Below are 15,220 nucleotides of genomic sequence, written 5' to 3'. Positions count from 1 at the left end.
CGGCGCCAGCGATCCGTCGCGCCCCGACCGTCCGGTCAGCGCGACGGGTCCAGCAGCCGCAGCCCTCTGAAGTGCGTCCGCGAGAAGCCGCGGTCGCGCGTGAGCAGCTGATCGGCATGGATGGAGGCATGTCCGCCGACCAGGAAGTCCCCGATGACCCGCGCCCGTCTGCCGCCCCTTCGGCGGTAGGCCCGCCACGCTCTCGCGGCGGCGAGCGACGCCTCCTCATCGAGCGCGGAGAAGCGCACGCCGAGCCGGTCCAGCGCGGTTGCCGCGCGCCGGGCGTCGGGAAAGAAGGCAGCCGTCTCCGCCCAGACGACGTCACAGGCGACGAGCGCGCCGTCGCGCAGGCATTCCCTCAACGCAGCGCGTGATGCGTCGCCGTAGTCGGGATCAGCGCCCAAGACGTCGAGTAGGACGCTCGTGTCGACGGCGGTGATCACGCGCTGCCGCGCAGCTCCGTCAGCAGCTCGTCAGTCGAGGCGCCGAGGTCGAGAATCCCGTACACGGCGTCGACAGGATCGTTCTCGACCTGCTTGCGCGCGACCAAGCGCCCGCGCTCGGCCTCGAAGTCGAGTACCTCGCCGGCGCGTATCCCGAGCCGATCTCGCAGCGCTTTCGGGATCGTCACCTGGCCCTTCTCGGACACGATCGCTTTCATACATCGAGCGTAGCGATTCCTACTTGCGCTGTCGCCCCTATCGATGTGGCGGCGGTGCCGCGTGCAGCCGATCGGCGTGAAGCCGGAGCTGGGCTGGCGCTCGGCGCCATCGCCACCGCGAAGAGCTCCGCGACGAGGTCACCGCGCAGATGCGCGAGACCTTCAGCGCGCGGGCTGCGTACCTCGCACTGCGGCGGGCGCCGGGTCGAGCGCGCTGAGGACCCGCTCGACCGCCTCGCCGACGTCGCAGCCGAAGGTCAGTTCGACGTCGGGGTCCACCGGCGCCTCGTACGGCGCGTCGACGCCGGTCATCCCCTGCAGCTCGCCGGCGCGGGCGCGCTTGTACAGCCCCTTCGGGTCGCGCCGGATGCACTCCTCGACGGGGGTGTTGACGAAGATCTCGACGAACTGGAGGCCGTCGCGCTCGTGCAGCGCGCGCGCGGCGGCGCGGCCGGCCGCGAACGGCGAGACGACGGAGACGATCGCGATCGTGCCGGCGTCGGCGAGCAGCCGCGCGACCTCGGCGGTGCGGCGGACGTTCTCCTCGCGGTCCGCGGGCGAGAAGCCGAGGTCGCCGCAGACGCCGTGGCGGAGGTTGTCGCCGTCGAGCCGGTAGGCGGCCCGACCGTCACGCACGAGGCGGGCCTCGACGGCCGCGGCGACCGTCGACTTGCCCGAGGCCGGCAGGCCGGTGAACCAGAGCGTCGCGCCACGGGCCCCGAGCGACTGCCACCGCTCCATGCGGCCGACCGCTCCCTCGTGCCAGGTGACGTTGGCACTCGTCATCATCGTTCCTTCCTCGTCGCCGCTGCTCGACCTGCGCATGCGCCGGGCGGCAGCCGGTCCGCACGCGACCGATAAGGTGACCGGCCATGACGAAGCCGACCTTCGACCTGCAGTCGCACTCGCTCCACTCCGACGGCGTCCTGGCGCCCGCGGAGGTGGTCGCGAACGCGGCCGCGGCCGGCGTGCAGCTGCTCGCCCTGTCCGACCACGACACCGTCGACGGCGTCGGCGAGGCGATCGCCGCGGGGGCCCGCCACGGCGTCGCGATCGTCCCGTCCACGGAGATCTCCGCGGTCGACGGGTCCTACGAGGACCTCCACGTCCTTGGCTACGGGATCGACCATCGCGATCCCGCCCTCGCCGAGCGCCTGCGCGCCGCCCGCGCTGACCGCGAGCTGCGCGCCGAGCGCATGGCGCAGAAGCTGAACGAGCTCGGCTTCGCCGTCGACGACGCGCCGCTCGCCGCCCGGCGCGCGGCCGGCAAGCCGATCGGGCGTCCCCACCTCGCGCAGGCGGTCCTGATCCACCCGGACAACGCGGAGCGCCTGGAGCGCGAGGGGCACGATGACGTCTCCTCGTTCATCCCTGCGTACCTGATACCCGGTACGCCCGGATACCTCGCGCGCACGCATCCAACCGTCTTCGAGGCGATCGACTGGATCCACGAGGCCGGCGGCCTGGCGATCTGGGCGCATCCCTTCTGGGACATCGACGCCGACGCCGAGGTGCTCGGCGCGATCGACCGCTTCGCAGCGGCCGGGCTCGACGGCGTCGAGGTCTTCTACCCGACCCACGACGCCGCGCAGACGAAGCTGCTCGCCGACCGCTGCGCCGCGCTCGGCCTGCTGACGACCGGCTCCTCCGACTACCACGGTCCCGAGCACCGTCTCTTCAGAACCTTCCTCGCGCACGAGCTGCACGGGTACGCGCCCGACCTCTCCAAGCTGGAGCAGGCGGCGGCGCGCGCCGCCGAAGCGGCCGCCTGAGGCGGCCGCGCGGAGGGCGGGGCGCGCGCCCCGACAGCGGGGGCGGCTGCTCACCGCGGCCGCTCCTGTCTCTCCGACAGCTCGGCGCGCAGCCCGCGCAGCGCGGACTCGAGCTCGGCGATCCGCCCTTCGACGCCGCCGTTGCCGGCGCCGGCCGCGACCGCCCCGGCGCCCGCCGGTATCGCGGGCACGCCGGCCGCCACGCCGGGCGCTCCGACGCCCGCGCCGGCCGGGGGCGCGGCCGCCGCGCCGGCGGACGCCTGCTGCGCCATCCGCGCCGCGTTGGCGCGCGCCTCGGCCGGCGTCAGCGTCAGCTTGCGCGCGACCGGGATCATCGCCAGCAGCAGCAGCGCGGCGATCCGGAAGGCCCAGCCGAAGCCGTCGCGCGCGACGCCCGCGGCCTCGCGGCGCAGCCAGCGGTCGTAGCCGACCGGCGCGGTCTCCTTGCGCTTCGCCGCGCCGGAGAACTCGGCTATGTCGGCCCGCACGGCGCCGAACGCGACGGGGTCGGGGACGGCGTAGACGAACGAGTTGTCGTGGATCGGGTCGCGCTTCCACGACAGGTGCCAGCCCGCGGTCGTCGTGAAGACGGTGATCAGCAGCGCGACGCCGAGCGCCGAGCCGAGCTGGCGGGAGGTGTTGATGATGCCCGAGGCGACGCCGAGGTTTGGCCCCATCGCGGCGTTCATCGCGCCGACGTTGAGCGTCGGGAAGCCGACGCCGATGCCCATGCCGATGAAGACGAGGCCCGGCAGCACGATCAGGTAGTCGCCGACCCCCTCGTAGGTGGAGGGCATGAACGAGAACCAGATCAGGCCGATCGCGAGCGAGCTGAGCGCCGGGATCGCGAGCCGGTAGGCCGGCGCGTTGTCGGCCGCCCGTCCGACCAGCGGCCAGACGAGGCCGCCGCAGACGCCGATCGGCAGCAGGCAGAGCCCGGCCTCCAGCTGCGAGAAGCCCCACAGGTTGACGAACACCTGCGCCAGCAGGAACAGGCCGCCGACCGCGCCGGCGCCAAGGATCACCATCGCCAGGTTGGCCGAGAGGAACTGCCGGTTTCTCAGCAGCGCCGGCGGGACCATCGGGTCCTTCGCGCGGTTCTGCCAGAAGACGAACCCGATCCCGACGACGACCGACAGCTGGATGAAGAAGAGGATCTGGGGGTCGTTCCACCCTCTGACGTTGGCCTCGACGAGGCCGTAGGTGAACATCGAGACGGCGAGGCCGAGCAGCGCCATCCCGACCCAGTCGATCCGCCGCGTCGCGCTGAGGTCGTAGGTCTCGGGCCACCAGCGCCACGCGAGCACGACGCCGAGGGCGCCGAGCGGCAGGTTGACGATGAAGATCCAGTGCCAGCTGGCGATCTCGATCAGCCCGCCGCCGATCACCGGGCCGAGGCCGTTGGCGACGAGCGCGACGACGGCGATCATCGCGAGGCCCTTGCCGCGCTGCTGCGGCGGGAAGACGAGCGCCGTCATCGCGAAGCCGAGCGGCGCGATCATGCCGGCGCCGATCGCCTGCACCGCGCGGAAGCCTATGAGCCAGCCGATCTCCCACGCCGCGGCGCAGAGGCCGGAGCCGACGGTGAAGACGAGCAGACCGCCGATGAACATCTTCTTGCGGCCGAACTGGTCGGCGAGGCGGCCGGTCGCGACCAGCAGCACCGCGAAGACGATGTTGTAGACGTTGACGACCCACGACGCGTTCGGGAGGTTGGTCTCGAAGTCGTGCTGCAGCTCCGGGAGCGCCGTGTTCATGATCGACATGTCGAGCATCGACATGAACCACGCGATCATCATCACGCCGAAGACCTTCCACTTGATCGCGTGGAGGGTCTCTGCGGGCGGGTTGACGCGTGTCTTTGCCTTCTTCGCGCTCATCGCAGCTCGTTCGCTCTCGCTTCGTCCTCGTCGAGCGTGCCGTCGTCGGCGACTCTCTTGTCCGGCGGGTCGGGCTCGCGCGGCTGGATCGCGGAGAAGTCGTCGAACTGCGGCAGCGTCCCGCCGGCGGCGGTCAGCGCGTACCGTCTCAGCCGCTCCAGGACGGTCGGCGACTTGACGGTCTCGGTGCGCAGGTCGTCGGGATCGTCCTCGTCCTCGGCCTCGTACAGCCGCCAGCGGTCCTGGTCGGCGCGGCCTATCAGCAGGAAGTGCCGATCGCCGACGACGACGTGCGTGTCGATCGCGGTCGTGTAGTACGGCCGCGGCGGCAGGTCGAACTCCTCCAGCAGGGTCGTCAGGTCCTCGCCCTGCATCTTGCCGGGCGCGACGATCCCCCAGAAGGCGAGCAGCGTCGTCGGGATGTCGTGGGTGGAGACGAACCACGAGCTGGTGTCGCCGGCCCAGCGGCGCTCGGGGTCGCGCAGCATGAACGGCACGTGGTAGGCGCGGCGGTGCCAGACGCCGACGGGGCTGCCGTAGACGCCCTGCTCGCCGAGCGCGACGCCGCCGTCGCTGACGACCATCACGACCGTGTCGTCCGCGAGCCCCGCGTCGTCGATCTTGTCGAGCAGCCTGCCGAGCTCCTTGTCGATCGCCTCGACCTCGGCGGCGTAGCGGGAGCGCACCTCGCGCTTGACGGCGTCGCCGGCCTCGACCTTGATGCTGTCGGTGTAGACGTGGTCCTTCGGCAGCGAGACGTCGTCGTGGAGCGGGCCGACGCCGGCGCGGTACTGGCGCGGCATCGTGAACGCGTCGGCCGGATCGAAGGCGTCGAGCGCGAGGAAGAACGGCTGTCTCCCCTTCAGCTCGTCGATCAGCCTGACGCCGGCGCGCAGCGTCTTCGTCGTCGGCTCCTCCCGTCTCCGCTGCACCGGGCCGCCGAGCGGCAGCAGGTAGTCGCGCTCGGTCGGCTGGAAGCCGCTCGACAGCGGCAGCCGGCCGGTGCGGCGGACGAAGGGGCGGAAGCGCGGGCCGTCGAGCGTCGGGTTGTCGGTCACGTAGACCGTTCTGATCCCGGCGGCGGCGGCCAGCTCCGGCAGCAGCGGCTGGAAGTCGTAGACCTTGTTGAAGCCGGGGACGGCCGGCATCCCCGCGGTCCGCCGCCAGTCGCGGAACGGGTAGCTGCGCATCCCGGTCAGCAGCCCCCGGCGCATCGGCACCGCGCCGAGGCCGTCGGGCGTCGCGTATCTCCAGCGCAGCGACTGGTCGGAGAGCTTGTCGAGGTTCGGCGTCTTGGCGTCGCGATCGTCGAAGACGTCGTCGTAGGCGCCGACGTAGTCGGCGCGGACGCCGCTCAGGACGACGAGCACGACGTTCGGGCGTCTTCTCTCGCCCTCCTGCGCCTGTGCGTTCGCGGCCGCCGACAGCAGCCCGGCGCCGCCGAGCGCCGCGAGGCCGGCCGAGGCGCCGCCGCCGCGCAGCAGGGCGCGGCGCGAGATCCGTCGCTGGTCGCCCATCAGCCGCCCACCACGCCGATGTGGTCGTGGAAGACCGGGAGCGTGCCGCCGGCCTCGTTCACCAGCACCCTCCACAGCTCGTCGATCTTCTCTCTGGCGCCCGGCGCCGTCGCCGCGACGTCTCTCGTGTTGCCCGGGTCGTTGACGAGGTCGTACAGCTCTCTTCTGGAGCCGTCCGGCGTCGAGATCATCAGCCACTCGTAGTCGCCGCAGATCCAGGTCTCCTGGTAGCAGGAGGTGTAGTAGGGGCGCGGCGTCGGCTCGCGGCCGTCGAACAGGACGGTCAGGTCCTCGCCGTTCATCGCGCCGGGCGCCCGGACGCCCTGGAAGGAGAGGATCGTCCGCGCGACGTCGTGCGTCGAGGCGAAGTATCTGCTCGTCTTGCCGGCCATCCGCCCGGTGGGGTCCTTTATCAGGTACGGGATCTGGTGGATCTCGCGATAGGGGCGCGGCGTCGACTTGCCGATGATGCCGTGCTCGCCGAGCGTGATGCCGTGGTCGGAGATGAAGTAGACGACCGTGTTGTCGGTGAGGCCGAGGTCGTCGAGCTTGTTCAGCAGCTTGCCGAGCCAGACGTCGACGAAGGTCAGCTCGGCGGCGTACAGCTCGCGGATCAGCTGGAGCGTGTCGCTGTCGATGTCGACCTTCTCGAGTCTGGAAGCCGGCGTCAGGAACGGCTGGATCGGCAGGATCCCTCTCTTCTGGATCCCCTTCGGCTGCCCCTCTATCTCGCGGACGTAGACCGGCGGCGCGTCGAACGGCTCGTGCGGGTCGAACGAGTCGACGCCGAGGAAGAACGGCTGTCTGTCCTTGAGGTCGTCGAGCGCGTCCATCCCGCCGCGCATGACGCGCGCAGCGGAGTAGTTGCGCTCGCCGACGCGGTACATCGAGTTCCAGCCGACGTAGTCCTGCAGGCGGCGGACCTCGACGGTGTCCGACAGCGCCGGCATCAGGTACTTCTCGATCGCGCTGCGCGGCGCCGGGCGTCTGAACGGCGAGTTGAAGGCGCGGTAGGCGCCCTGCGAGAAGTCGGGGCGCCCGATGTCGAGCGTGCGGCGGAAGTCGAGGTAGCGCGGGCCGATCAGGAACGGGTTGTCGGTGACGTAGGCGGTCGTGACGCCGGCGTGACCGAGCACCTCGGTGATCAGCTGCTGGTGGGGCAGTGGGCGGGTCCAGCCGACCTCCGCCGGCATCGGCGGCGACAGCACCCAGTCGCGGTTGGGGAAGCTGCGCATCCCGGTCAGCAGCGTGCGGCGCACGAGGCCGGTCGGCATCGCCTCCGGTATCGCCAGGTCAAACTTCAGCGAGCGCTTCGCGAGCGCGTCGATGTTCGTCGTTCTCGCGAGCGCGTTCTGGTTGTACGCGCCGATGTAGTCGGCCCGCGTCGAGTCGAGCACGACCAGGATGACGTTCGGCGCGTCGGAGGACCGCGCGCCGGTCGGCTCGTACTCGTCACCGCAGGCGGACAGGCCGACCGCGGCCGCTCCGGCCGCGCCCGCCTTCAGCGCTCCGCGTCGTGTGAATCGCCGCGCCGCCATCAGCTACTGCCTCACGGATGCGGCGCACGCCGCGACTCTACAGCTCAAATTTCGCTCCAGCTCGGGGGATCCGGGTCCTACCGGCACTGCCAACACGACAAGCGCAACCAAGTTGCGCTCGTCTCGTCGACATAAATCTTTGCCGATCCTCCCGATGTTCGCCGATCTGGCTGAGAGCGAAGTGAGAGGAAGGCGGCCCACGACGACCTTCTGCCGCCTCCCCACCGGGCATTACGTCGAAGTCGTCATGGCATCGGCGCGCTTCTCCCGATCCCGTGCTCGCGCCAGGTGACGGTGAGGCCGTCGGCGGAGATCGCGATGTCCGAGATCGACTCTGCGGGCGCCGACGCGAGCGTGACCGTGCTGCCGTCGGAGTCGGCCACGTTGAGCTGATCGAGCACGGGCTCCCCGTATCCGCGGACGATCCACGCGAGACCACCGGCCTCGCCGAGCACGAGCACGCCCTGGTTGCCGTTCATCGCGAGTCCGTGCTCGCGCGGGCAGGCGTCGGCGAGCGTCGGATCGGGCGAGGAGGCGAGCCGCTCGGGAGCGCCGCCGGCGAGATCGGTCCGCCAGATCGAGCAGCCGTCGCCGGTCGGGCCGACAGCCCAGACGATCCGGCTCCCGCTCAGGACGGCGCCCCAGGGTCCCGTGGACCCGTACTTCGTCCACACGCCCCTCGTGAGCACCCGCCACGGCCCGTCGGGTCTCAGACACGCCCGCAGCGCGTAGTCGCCGACCGAACCCGCACCGTTCTTCCAGCCGTAGACGTACTCGGCGATCGCCCGCTCGGACTCGACGGGGCTTCTTGCGGTCGCCACACAGCCCGGCCGGCTGCCCCGTCGCAGCGTGGTCCGCGCCCAGAGGAAGCGCCTCCCGCCTCTTACGCTCGACCGCACTCCGCACCAGTTCGCCCGCGCCGCGATGTCGCGGTCGAGCTGCAGCCGGAGTCTGCGGACCCGCGGCGAAACGGTGAAGGCGCGGCGCGCCGGGTCGAGCAGGAAGACGTCCCGGAATCTGCGGTAGCGAGAGGCCGGCGCGCCGTCGAGCGCCTCGCCGCAGATCGCCGTCACGTGCGGTCGCGTGCCCGCTCTGCGTCTCGCGAACGGCTGGCGCAAGGTGACGATCAGCCTCCGCCCCTCGAGCCGGAAGCTCGCCTTCCCGTCGGCGCTTCTGCCGACCGCGATCGCCGGCTTGGCCGGTTTCGGCGCGGCGATCGCGGTCGGTGCCGCCGCTGCGGCGGCGAGCCCCAGCAGCATCCCTGCCGTCGCCGCGATGGTCCGTCCCTGTCCCGTGCTCATGTCTTCCAAGACGTGAAGCGAGGCGTCGGAGTTGCGTTTAAGGCTCCGCTGCTTCAATGCGTCGATCTCCCGCTTCACGCTGCTCGGCGCCGCGCGCGCCTTCATCCTGCTCGTCGCGCTCGGCACGATCGTGTCGATCGTCGTGATGCGGCCGACCGGCGTCGCCGACCGCTTCAGCGAGGTCGTCCAGCCGAGCGACCGCGCGACCGTCACCGGCATCGACGACCGGCCGTGCGGCGCGACCGTCAGCGATCGCTGCGTGCGCGTGCTGATCCACGTCGACAGCGGCGACGACGCCGGCAGAAGGGGCGTGATCCAGTGGAACGCCAACGGCGTCGACCCGCCGGTCCACGTCGGCGACAAGCTGCGCGTCGCGCGCGCCCAGGAGATCCCCGGCTACGAGGAGTACGGCCAGAGCACCTACGACCTCGTCGACTTCCAGCGCGGCCCGGCGCTGCTGGTCCTGTTCGGGCTGTTCGCCGTGATGGTGCTCGTGCTGTCGCGGCTGCGCGGCCTGCTGTCGCTCGCCGGCCTCGGGATCAGCCTGCTGATCGTGCTGCTGTACATCATCCCGGCGATCCTCGACGGCAAGCCGCCGGTCGCGGTCGCGATCTCCGGTTCGCTGGCGATCGGGATGATCGCGATCGCGCTCGCCCACGGGCGCGGCGCGAAATCGGTCGCCGCGATGCTCGGGACGATCGCGAGCCTGCTCCTCACCGCCGGCCTCGCGGCCTTCTTCACGAGCGCCACGCGGCTGACCGGGCTCGCCGGCGAGGAGGCGTTCGCGCTGCGGCTCGCCGACCCGACCGTCTCGCTCCAGGGGCTGCTGATCGCGGGCATGATCATCGGCGCGCTCGGCGTGCTCGACGACGTCACCGTCAGCCAGTCCTCGACCGTCTTCGCGCTGCGCGCCGCCAACCCCGCGCTCGGCTTCGCGCAGCTGTTCAAGGGCGCGATGGACGTCGGCCGCGACCACGTCGCCGCGACCGTCAACACGCTCGTGCTCGCCTACGCCGGCTCGTCGCTGCCGGTCCTGCTGATCTTCGCCTCCGGCGCGCTCGGCGTCGACGAGGCGCTCAACCTCGAGCTCGTCTCCGAGCAGGTCGTCGCGACGCTCGTCGGCTCGATCGGCCTGATCGCCGCCGTCCCATTCACGACCGCGCTGGCGGCGTGGCTGGCGCTGCACACCTCGCGCGCCGAGCTCGAGCACGAGGCCGCCCACGGCCACGCGCACGTCCACTGAACGGCGCCGGAACCGCTGCAGCCGCCGTTCCCAGTTACATGGGGTAGCGAACCGCGACCACAACTGCGAACGTAAGTTCGCATGACCGTTCTCCTGGCGCGACGCCATTCCGGTTCAGGAACACTCCGCTTTGTGAGCAAGCGCATTCACGAGGTCCGAGATCCCGTTCACGTATTCGTGCACTTCGACGATGACGAACGAGCGGTCATCGATTCGGTGCCCTTCCAGCGGCTTCGCAACATCCATCAGCTCGCCCTCACCTACCTCGTGTATCCCGGCGCCTCTCACAAGCGCTTCGAGCATTCCCTTGGCGTGATGGAGCTTGCCGGGCGCATCTACGACACGGTCACACGGGACGACAAGCGCTCTGACGCCGTCCGGGATGTCTTCCCCAGTGCGAAGGACCATGGCTACTGGCGAACCGTGGTCCGCATGGCCGCGCTCTGCCACGATCTCGGCCATCTGCCGTTCTCGCATGCGGCCGAGGACGCGCTCTTGCCCGACGGGGTCGATCACGAGCGGATCACGTGGGACATCCTCCACTCTGATATGGCGACGATCCTCGCGGACCTCGTGCCACCGGTGAGACCGGACCTCGTCGGCAAGCTTGCGCTTGGACCGCGCAAGGCGGAGAAGCTCGGGCTCAGACTCGAGTTCGACCCTTGGGAGGCGATCCTGGCGGAAATCATCGTCGGCGACGCGTTCGGCGCCGATCGCATGGATTACCTGCTGCGCGACTCGCTGCACACTGGTGCGACCTACGGCCGGTTTGATCACCACCGCCTGATCGACACGTTGCGAATCATGCCGTCCGCTCCGCGCGAGGAAGGGGAAGGTGAAGGCCTCGCGGAGCCGACACTCGGATGTGAACGCGGTGGGCTCCAGAGCGCAGAGGCACTCCTGCTCGCCCGGTACTTCATGTTCTCCCAGGTCTACTACCACCCGACGCGTCTGGCGTACAACGAGCATCTGAAGGATTTTCTCGTCGAATGGCTGCCCGACGGGAGATTTGCCGCCGACCCATCCGCGCATCTCGCTCGAGACGACAGCGATGTCCTGTGCGCGATCAAGCTCGCCGCAAGAAGCCCGAGCGCTCCCGGCCATCGCGCCGCGCGACGGATCGTAAGCCGCGACCACTTCAAGGTCGCCTATGTCCGCTCTCCCGACGACTCCAGCGATGACGTTCGCGCTCTTGCCGATGCGGCTGCCGAGCGTTTCAGCCCCGAGCTCGTCCGCCACGGCGCGAGCCCTTCACGCGGCGCAGCCCCCGATTTCCCGGTGTTTGACCGAGACGGAAGAAGCGTCTCGGCGCTCGGCCTGTCCGACGTCTTCGGGAAGCTTCCGACGTCTCCGGACGAATATGTTCTGGCCGACAGATCGATTCGCCCGGAGCTTGCGCGTTGGATCTCGCGCGAGCGCGAGCAGATTCTCGAAGAGGCGCTCGACGCGCAGACCGAAGAGATCGACGAGGAGGTGACGACATGAACCGGTTGGCGCAAGACGCTGTGCTCGTAGGACTTGTCCGCCGTCTCCGAGACGCGGACAGCTGGGGTGGAGAGACGCATGTCCAAAAGGCCGCGTACCTGCTCCACGAGCTGAGAGGCGTGCCCTTCGCCTTCGACTTCATCCTGTACAAGCACGGGCCGTTCTCGTTCGAGCTTCGTGACGAGCTGGCGTCGATGCAGTCCGACCGCCTGATCGAGCGAGAGCCCCGCCGTCTCCCGTACGGCCCGCAGCTGCAGGTCACCGACCGCGGCCGAGCGCTCGAGCACCGCATGCAGAAGACGATGGCTCGGTATGGCGAGGATCTCGATTGGGTCGCGTCATGGCTCGGAGGCCGGGGAGTCACAGATCTCGAACGGCTCGCCACTGCCATGTGGATGACCCGCCACCACGACGACGCCTCCGTGCCCGCCCGAGCAGAGCGTCTGATCGCGAAGAAGCCTCATATCGAGCTCTCCGACGCGATCGACGCAGTCGAGGAGATCGACGCGCTCGTCGCACCGACCGCTTAGGCTCAGCGCCGCCGCGCGACCGGGACCGCCGCGCACAGCGGCACGGCGAGGAGCAGCAGCGCGCCGCAGACGGCGAAGGCGAGCGTGAAGCCGTGGCTGGAGACGGCGCCGCTGGAGATGACGAGCGCCGTCACGACCTGGCTGCCGACGGCCCCGCCGACGGTGCGGACCATCGTGTTCATCCCCGTCGCCTCGCCGGTCTGCCCCCGCGGGACGCCGCCGACGATCAGGCTCGATGTCGCGGTCATCGCGAACGTCAGGCCGATGCCGTACGCCAGCAGGGTGCCGGCGTGGACCTGCCATGCCTCGTCGTGGGCGAAGGCGAGCAGCGCCTGGCCGGCGGCCATCACCGCGACGCCGAGCAGCAGCGGCCGCTTCGCGCCGACGCGGCTGGAGAGGAGACCGGCGAGCGGGCCGAAGACCAGCCCGGCGAGCATCGCCGGCAGCAGGAACAGACCGGCCTCGGTCGTGCTGGCGTCGAAGCCGACGCCGGCGGTCGCGGGATCTCTCTGGACGAGCTGCGGCACGAGGTAGCTGGTCGCGTACAGCGTGAAGCCGATGCACAGCGCGGCGGCGTTGACCGTCCACACGGCGCGGTTGGAGAGCAGCCGCACGTCGATCAGCGGCTCGCGGCGGCCGAGCTCCCAGCGCACCCACGCGGCCAGCGTCAGCGCACCGCCCGCGAACAGCCCGACGACCGGCGGCGAGGCCCAGCCCCACGCCTGGCCGCGCGAGACCGCCAGCAGCAGCGGCACCAGGCCGCCGGCGAGCAGCAGCGCGCCGACCCAGTCGATCCGGACCCGCTCGCGCGCCGGCGACGGCGGCACGAACAGCCGCACGCCGGCGATCGCGACGAGCGGCATCGCGATCCCGAGCCAGAAGATCCCGTGCCACGAGGCGTGGTCGACGATCACGCCGCTGGCGACGACGCCGATGCCGCCGCCGACGCCGAACGTGCCCGACATCAGCCCGATCGCCAGCGGCAGCCGGCGCGGCGGGAGCACGTCGCGCGCGATCGCGAAGGCGAGCGGGAAGATCGCGCCGCCGAAGCCCTGGATCGCGCGCGCCGCGATCAGCATCGGCAGCGAGGTCGCGAGCGCGCCGAGCAGGCCGCCGGCCGCGAACAGCGCCAGCACGGCGACGAGGACGCGCTCCTTGCCGAACATGTCGCCGAGCCGTCCGAGCACCGGCGTCGCGATCGCGGTGCTGAGCAGGAAGGCCGAGATCAGCCAGGCGACGCCGCCCGGCCCGCCGCCGAGGTCGCGCTCGATCGCCGGCAGCGCCGGCACGACCATCATCTGCATCACGGCGTAGGCGAGCGACGCGAGCGTGAGGCTCGCGATCGTCGCCCCGCTGCGCCGCGCCAGAGGGGCGGCGGCCATGCCGAGGACGATACGGCGTCTGGCGCGGCGGCGGCCTCCGGCGCGCCGCCGCTCCCCTCGCTACAGCTCGCGCACCGGCCGCTTCGGCGCGGGCGTGTTGCGGCTCTTCGTGAAGCGGACCTCGCCGCCGGTCAGCGCCGCGCAGAGCGCCGGCACGTCGCCGACCCGCAGCGCGCCGGCCCAGTCGTCGCCCATCGACCCCAGGGGCGCGTCGAGCACCAGCAGGTCGGCCGGGCGGCCGACCTCCAGCAGGCCGGCGTCGAGCCCGTAGACGCGCCCGACCGAGCCGGTCGCCGCGGCGATCGCCGCCTCGGCGCTCAAGCCCTCCAGCGACACCAGCTCGGCGATCAGGTGGAACATACCGAGCGGCACGACGCCGGTGCCGGTCGGCGTGTCGGTCGAGATCAGCAGGCGGTCGTATCTGTCGTGCTCGCGCACCAGCCGGCAGATGTCGAGCGCCGAGCGGAGGTTGCCGGCCATCGCCAGCTGCAGCGCGACCTCGCCGCCCTCGACGACGATCTTCTCGTTGTCCTCGGGCGACATCGCGGTCGGCCCGCCGTTGACATGGAAGGAGACGTGCGCGCCCATCGCGATCACCGCGCCGGCGTCGATCCGGTCGAGCGAGCCGGGGATCGAGCCGCCGCCGGTGTGGCAGGTCACGAGCAGTCCGGCCGCGCGCGCCGCCTGCGCCACCGGCACGTAGTCGAGCGGGCCGTCGAAGGCGCCGAAGCCGGCCTTCGCCAGCCACACGCCCTGCGCTCTGAGCTCGTCGAAGTCGGCGCGCTCGAGGCCCGGCTCGAGGATCACCGAGCCGGCGTGGACGGTCACCCCGCCCGGTCTGAAGCCGGCGAAGCAGCGCTGCGCGGCGACCGCCAGCGCCTTCACGCCGGCCGGGTCCGACGGCCGGCCGGGGGTGTGCACCTCGCTCGCGGTGATCGCGCGCGTCGTGCCGCCGTGCAGATAGCTCTCCAGGTAGCCGACGGTCTGCTGGCGCGGCGTGTAGTCGCCGAAGGTGATGTGGACGTGCGAGTCGATCAGGCCCGGGACGACGCCGGCGCCGCCGGCGTCGAGCACCCGCTCGTGATCGCCGCGCGCCACGTCGGCCGACGACCCGACCCACGCGATCGCGCCGTCGGCGCAGACGAGCGCGTCGCCCTCCAACGGCGTCCCGGCGAGATCGCCCCGATGCGAGCGACCGATGTTGACGATGGCGACACTCACGACGCTGCGGCCTCCTCTTCCATCCTGGTCCGCAAACTGTATTCATTTTGCCGTCGGCGAGCCTGGCACGCGTGCGGCCTTGCGCGCACCGGAAGCCGGTGGGAGGGTCGGGTGCCGAACGGCCGAGCGGCCGGCTCGGCCGACAGAGAGAGGAGTGACCATGGCCGACAGGACGCTCTGTCTGACGTGGGGCCAGGTGGCCCGCGGGCGAGAGGCGCGCTCGCTCGAGGTCTTCAACGACGCGGTCGGCTACTACGCGACGTTGCAGGACGAAGGCCGGATCGAGCGGTTCGACGTGGTGCTGCTCGGACCGGGCGGCGGCATCGACGGGATGATGCTGCTCCACGGCAGCCACGACCAGCTCGACGCGGTCAAGGAGGACGAGCGCTTCCAGCGCATCACGATCGACGCCCAGCTCGTCGTCGACGAGCTGAGAGTCCTCGACGGCTGGGTCAACGAAGGGGTGGCGAGACCGATGGCGCTGTTCCTCGAAGCCGCCTCCCACGTCCCCCAGCACGCGCAGGTCTGAGCGCCGCCTTCTCCGCTCAGCTCCGGGGGAGCAGTGGCGGGGGGGGGGGGGGGGGGGCCCCCCCCCCCCCCCCCCCGCCCGGGGGGGGGGGGGGGGGGCGCCGCGGCGGCCCCCCCCGGGGACCCGACCGCGCGCCCGCCGCGCCCCCCGGGGCGGCGCCG

14 protein-coding genes are annotated in these 15,220 nt (G+C 71.3%); 5 read left to right on the top strand and 9 right to left on the bottom strand.

Translation table 11 applies throughout. The features are described from left to right. Positions 1-35 precede the first annotated feature (35 nt). From BDZ31_RS04070 to cysC, 3 genes are all read right to left on the bottom strand, one after another. Positions 36-443 (bottom strand): PIN domain-containing protein, encoded by a 408-nt coding sequence (locus BDZ31_RS04070; RefSeq protein WP_343075515.1) that lies wholly within the window; start codon positions 441-443, stop codon positions 36-38. After that, positions 440-661, bottom strand: coding sequence for an AbrB/MazE/SpoVT family DNA-binding domain-containing protein (locus BDZ31_RS04065; RefSeq protein ID WP_183339241.1), 222 nt, complete (start codon positions 659-661; stop codon positions 440-442). The genes BDZ31_RS04070 and BDZ31_RS04065 overlap by 4 nt, the downstream gene beginning before the upstream one ends. Positions 662-823: 162 nt before the next feature. Further along, complete coding sequence (gene cysC, locus BDZ31_RS04060; protein ID WP_183339239.1) at positions 824-1,447, bottom strand: adenylyl-sulfate kinase; 624 nt, start codon at positions 1,445-1,447, stop codon at positions 824-826. A gap of 86 nt (positions 1,448-1,533) precedes the next feature. On the opposite strand from cysC, the gene BDZ31_RS04055 reads away from it, so the two are divergent. Continuing rightward, positions 1,534-2,433, top strand: coding sequence for a PHP domain-containing protein (locus BDZ31_RS04055; protein WP_183339237.1), 900 nt, complete (start codon positions 1,534-1,536; stop codon positions 2,431-2,433). Between the two features lie 50 nt (positions 2,434-2,483). On the opposite strand, the gene BDZ31_RS04050 is transcribed toward BDZ31_RS04055, so the two are convergent. The 4 genes from BDZ31_RS04050 to BDZ31_RS04035 all read right to left on the bottom strand — a co-directional run bounded on the left by BDZ31_RS04050 (position 2,484) and on the right by BDZ31_RS04035 (position 8,669). After that, positions 2,484-4,313, bottom strand: a complete 1,830-nt coding sequence (locus tag BDZ31_RS04050; RefSeq protein WP_183339235.1) for a DHA2 family efflux MFS transporter permease subunit — start codon at positions 4,311-4,313, stop codon at positions 2,484-2,486. Then, the gene (locus tag BDZ31_RS04045) at positions 4,310-5,830 is read right to left on the bottom strand and encodes a sulfatase-like hydrolase/transferase (RefSeq protein ID WP_183339233.1); all 1,521 of its coding nucleotides are present in this window, start codon (positions 5,828-5,830) and stop codon (positions 4,310-4,312) included. Before BDZ31_RS04045 ends, BDZ31_RS04050 begins: the two co-directional genes overlap by 4 nt. Further along, entirely contained in the window at positions 5,830-7,368 is a 1,539-nt protein-coding gene (locus BDZ31_RS04040; protein ID WP_183339231.1) for a sulfatase, read from the bottom strand. The genes BDZ31_RS04045 and BDZ31_RS04040 overlap by 1 nt, the downstream gene beginning before the upstream one ends. 245 nt (positions 7,369-7,613) lie before the next feature. After that, positions 7,614-8,669: a hypothetical protein gene (locus tag BDZ31_RS04035; protein WP_183339229.1), complete on the bottom strand. Its 1,056-nt coding sequence runs from the start codon at positions 8,667-8,669 to the stop codon at positions 7,614-7,616. A 31-nt stretch (positions 8,670-8,700) separates the two neighbouring features. Between BDZ31_RS04035 and BDZ31_RS04030 the strand changes: the two genes are divergently transcribed. From BDZ31_RS04030 to BDZ31_RS04020, 3 genes are all read left to right on the top strand, one after another. After that, a complete protein-coding gene (locus tag BDZ31_RS04030; protein ID WP_183339227.1) occupies positions 8,701-9,912 on the top strand; it encodes a YibE/F family protein in 1,212 nt (403 codons plus the stop codon). Between the two features lie 81 nt (positions 9,913-9,993). Further along, positions 9,994-11,397, top strand: coding sequence for an HD domain-containing protein (locus tag BDZ31_RS04025; protein WP_221242803.1), 1,404 nt, complete (start codon positions 9,994-9,996; stop codon positions 11,395-11,397). Beyond that, a complete protein-coding gene (locus BDZ31_RS04020) occupies positions 11,394-11,927 on the top strand; it encodes a hypothetical protein (RefSeq protein WP_183339225.1) in 534 nt (177 codons plus the stop codon). The genes BDZ31_RS04025 and BDZ31_RS04020 overlap by 4 nt, the downstream gene beginning before the upstream one ends. Positions 11,928-11,929: 2 nt before the next feature. Here BDZ31_RS04020 and BDZ31_RS04015 read toward each other — a convergent pair whose 3' ends face one another. Together BDZ31_RS04015 and BDZ31_RS04010 are read right to left on the bottom strand one after the other, a co-directional pair. Then, the gene (locus BDZ31_RS04015) at positions 11,930-13,309 is read right to left on the bottom strand and encodes an MFS transporter (protein WP_183339223.1); all 1,380 of its coding nucleotides are present in this window, start codon (positions 13,307-13,309) and stop codon (positions 11,930-11,932) included. Between the two features lie 60 nt (positions 13,310-13,369). After that, on the bottom strand, positions 13,370-14,530 hold the full coding sequence (locus BDZ31_RS04010) for an amidohydrolase family protein (protein WP_183339221.1): 1,161 nt from the start codon (positions 14,528-14,530) through the stop codon (positions 13,370-13,372). Positions 14,531-14,690: 160 nt separating this feature from the next. Between BDZ31_RS04010 and BDZ31_RS04005 the strand changes: the two genes are divergently transcribed. Then, entirely contained in the window at positions 14,691-15,059 is a 369-nt protein-coding gene (locus tag BDZ31_RS04005; RefSeq protein WP_183339219.1) for a hypothetical protein, read from the top strand. Positions 15,060-15,220 lie beyond the last annotated feature (161 nt).

This window comes from Conexibacter arvalis (assembly GCF_014199525.1).
Lineage (GTDB): Bacteria > Actinomycetota > Thermoleophilia > Solirubrobacterales > Solirubrobacteraceae > Conexibacter > Conexibacter arvalis.
The sequence above is the reverse complement of the archived record's forward strand: the minus strand, read 5'-3'. Positions and strand labels throughout refer to the sequence as shown.

Coding starts and splice junctions, on each gene's coding strand:
- BDZ31_RS04065 (WP_183339241.1), bottom strand. CDS start 661: ATGAAAGCGATCGTGTCCGAGAAGGGCCAGGTGACGATCCCGAAAGCG.
- cysC (WP_183339239.1), bottom strand. CDS start 1,447: ATGACGAGTGCCAACGTCACCTGGCACGAGGGAGCGGTCGGCCGCATG.
- BDZ31_RS04055 (WP_183339237.1), top strand. CDS start 1,534: ATGACGAAGCCGACCTTCGACCTGCAGTCGCACTCGCTCCACTCCGAC.
- BDZ31_RS04050 (WP_183339235.1), bottom strand. CDS start 4,313: ATGAGCGCGAAGAAGGCAAAGACACGCGTCAACCCGCCCGCAGAGACC.
- BDZ31_RS04045 (WP_183339233.1), bottom strand. CDS start 5,830: ATGGGCGACCAGCGACGGATCTCGCGCCGCGCCCTGCTGCGCGGCGGC.
- BDZ31_RS04040 (WP_183339231.1), bottom strand. CDS start 7,368: ATGGCGGCGCGGCGATTCACACGACGCGGAGCGCTGAAGGCGGGCGCG.
- BDZ31_RS04035 (WP_183339229.1), bottom strand. CDS start 8,669: ATGAGCACGGGACAGGGACGGACCATCGCGGCGACGGCAGGGATGCTG.
- BDZ31_RS04025 (WP_221242803.1), top strand. CDS start 9,994: ATGACCGTTCTCCTGGCGCGACGCCATTCCGGTTCAGGAACACTCCGC.
- BDZ31_RS04020 (WP_183339225.1), top strand. CDS start 11,394: ATGAACCGGTTGGCGCAAGACGCTGTGCTCGTAGGACTTGTCCGCCGT.
- BDZ31_RS04015 (WP_183339223.1), bottom strand. CDS start 13,309: ATGGCCGCCGCCCCTCTGGCGCGGCGCAGCGGGGCGACGATCGCGAGC.
- BDZ31_RS04005 (WP_183339219.1), top strand. CDS start 14,691: ATGGCCGACAGGACGCTCTGTCTGACGTGGGGCCAGGTGGCCCGCGGG.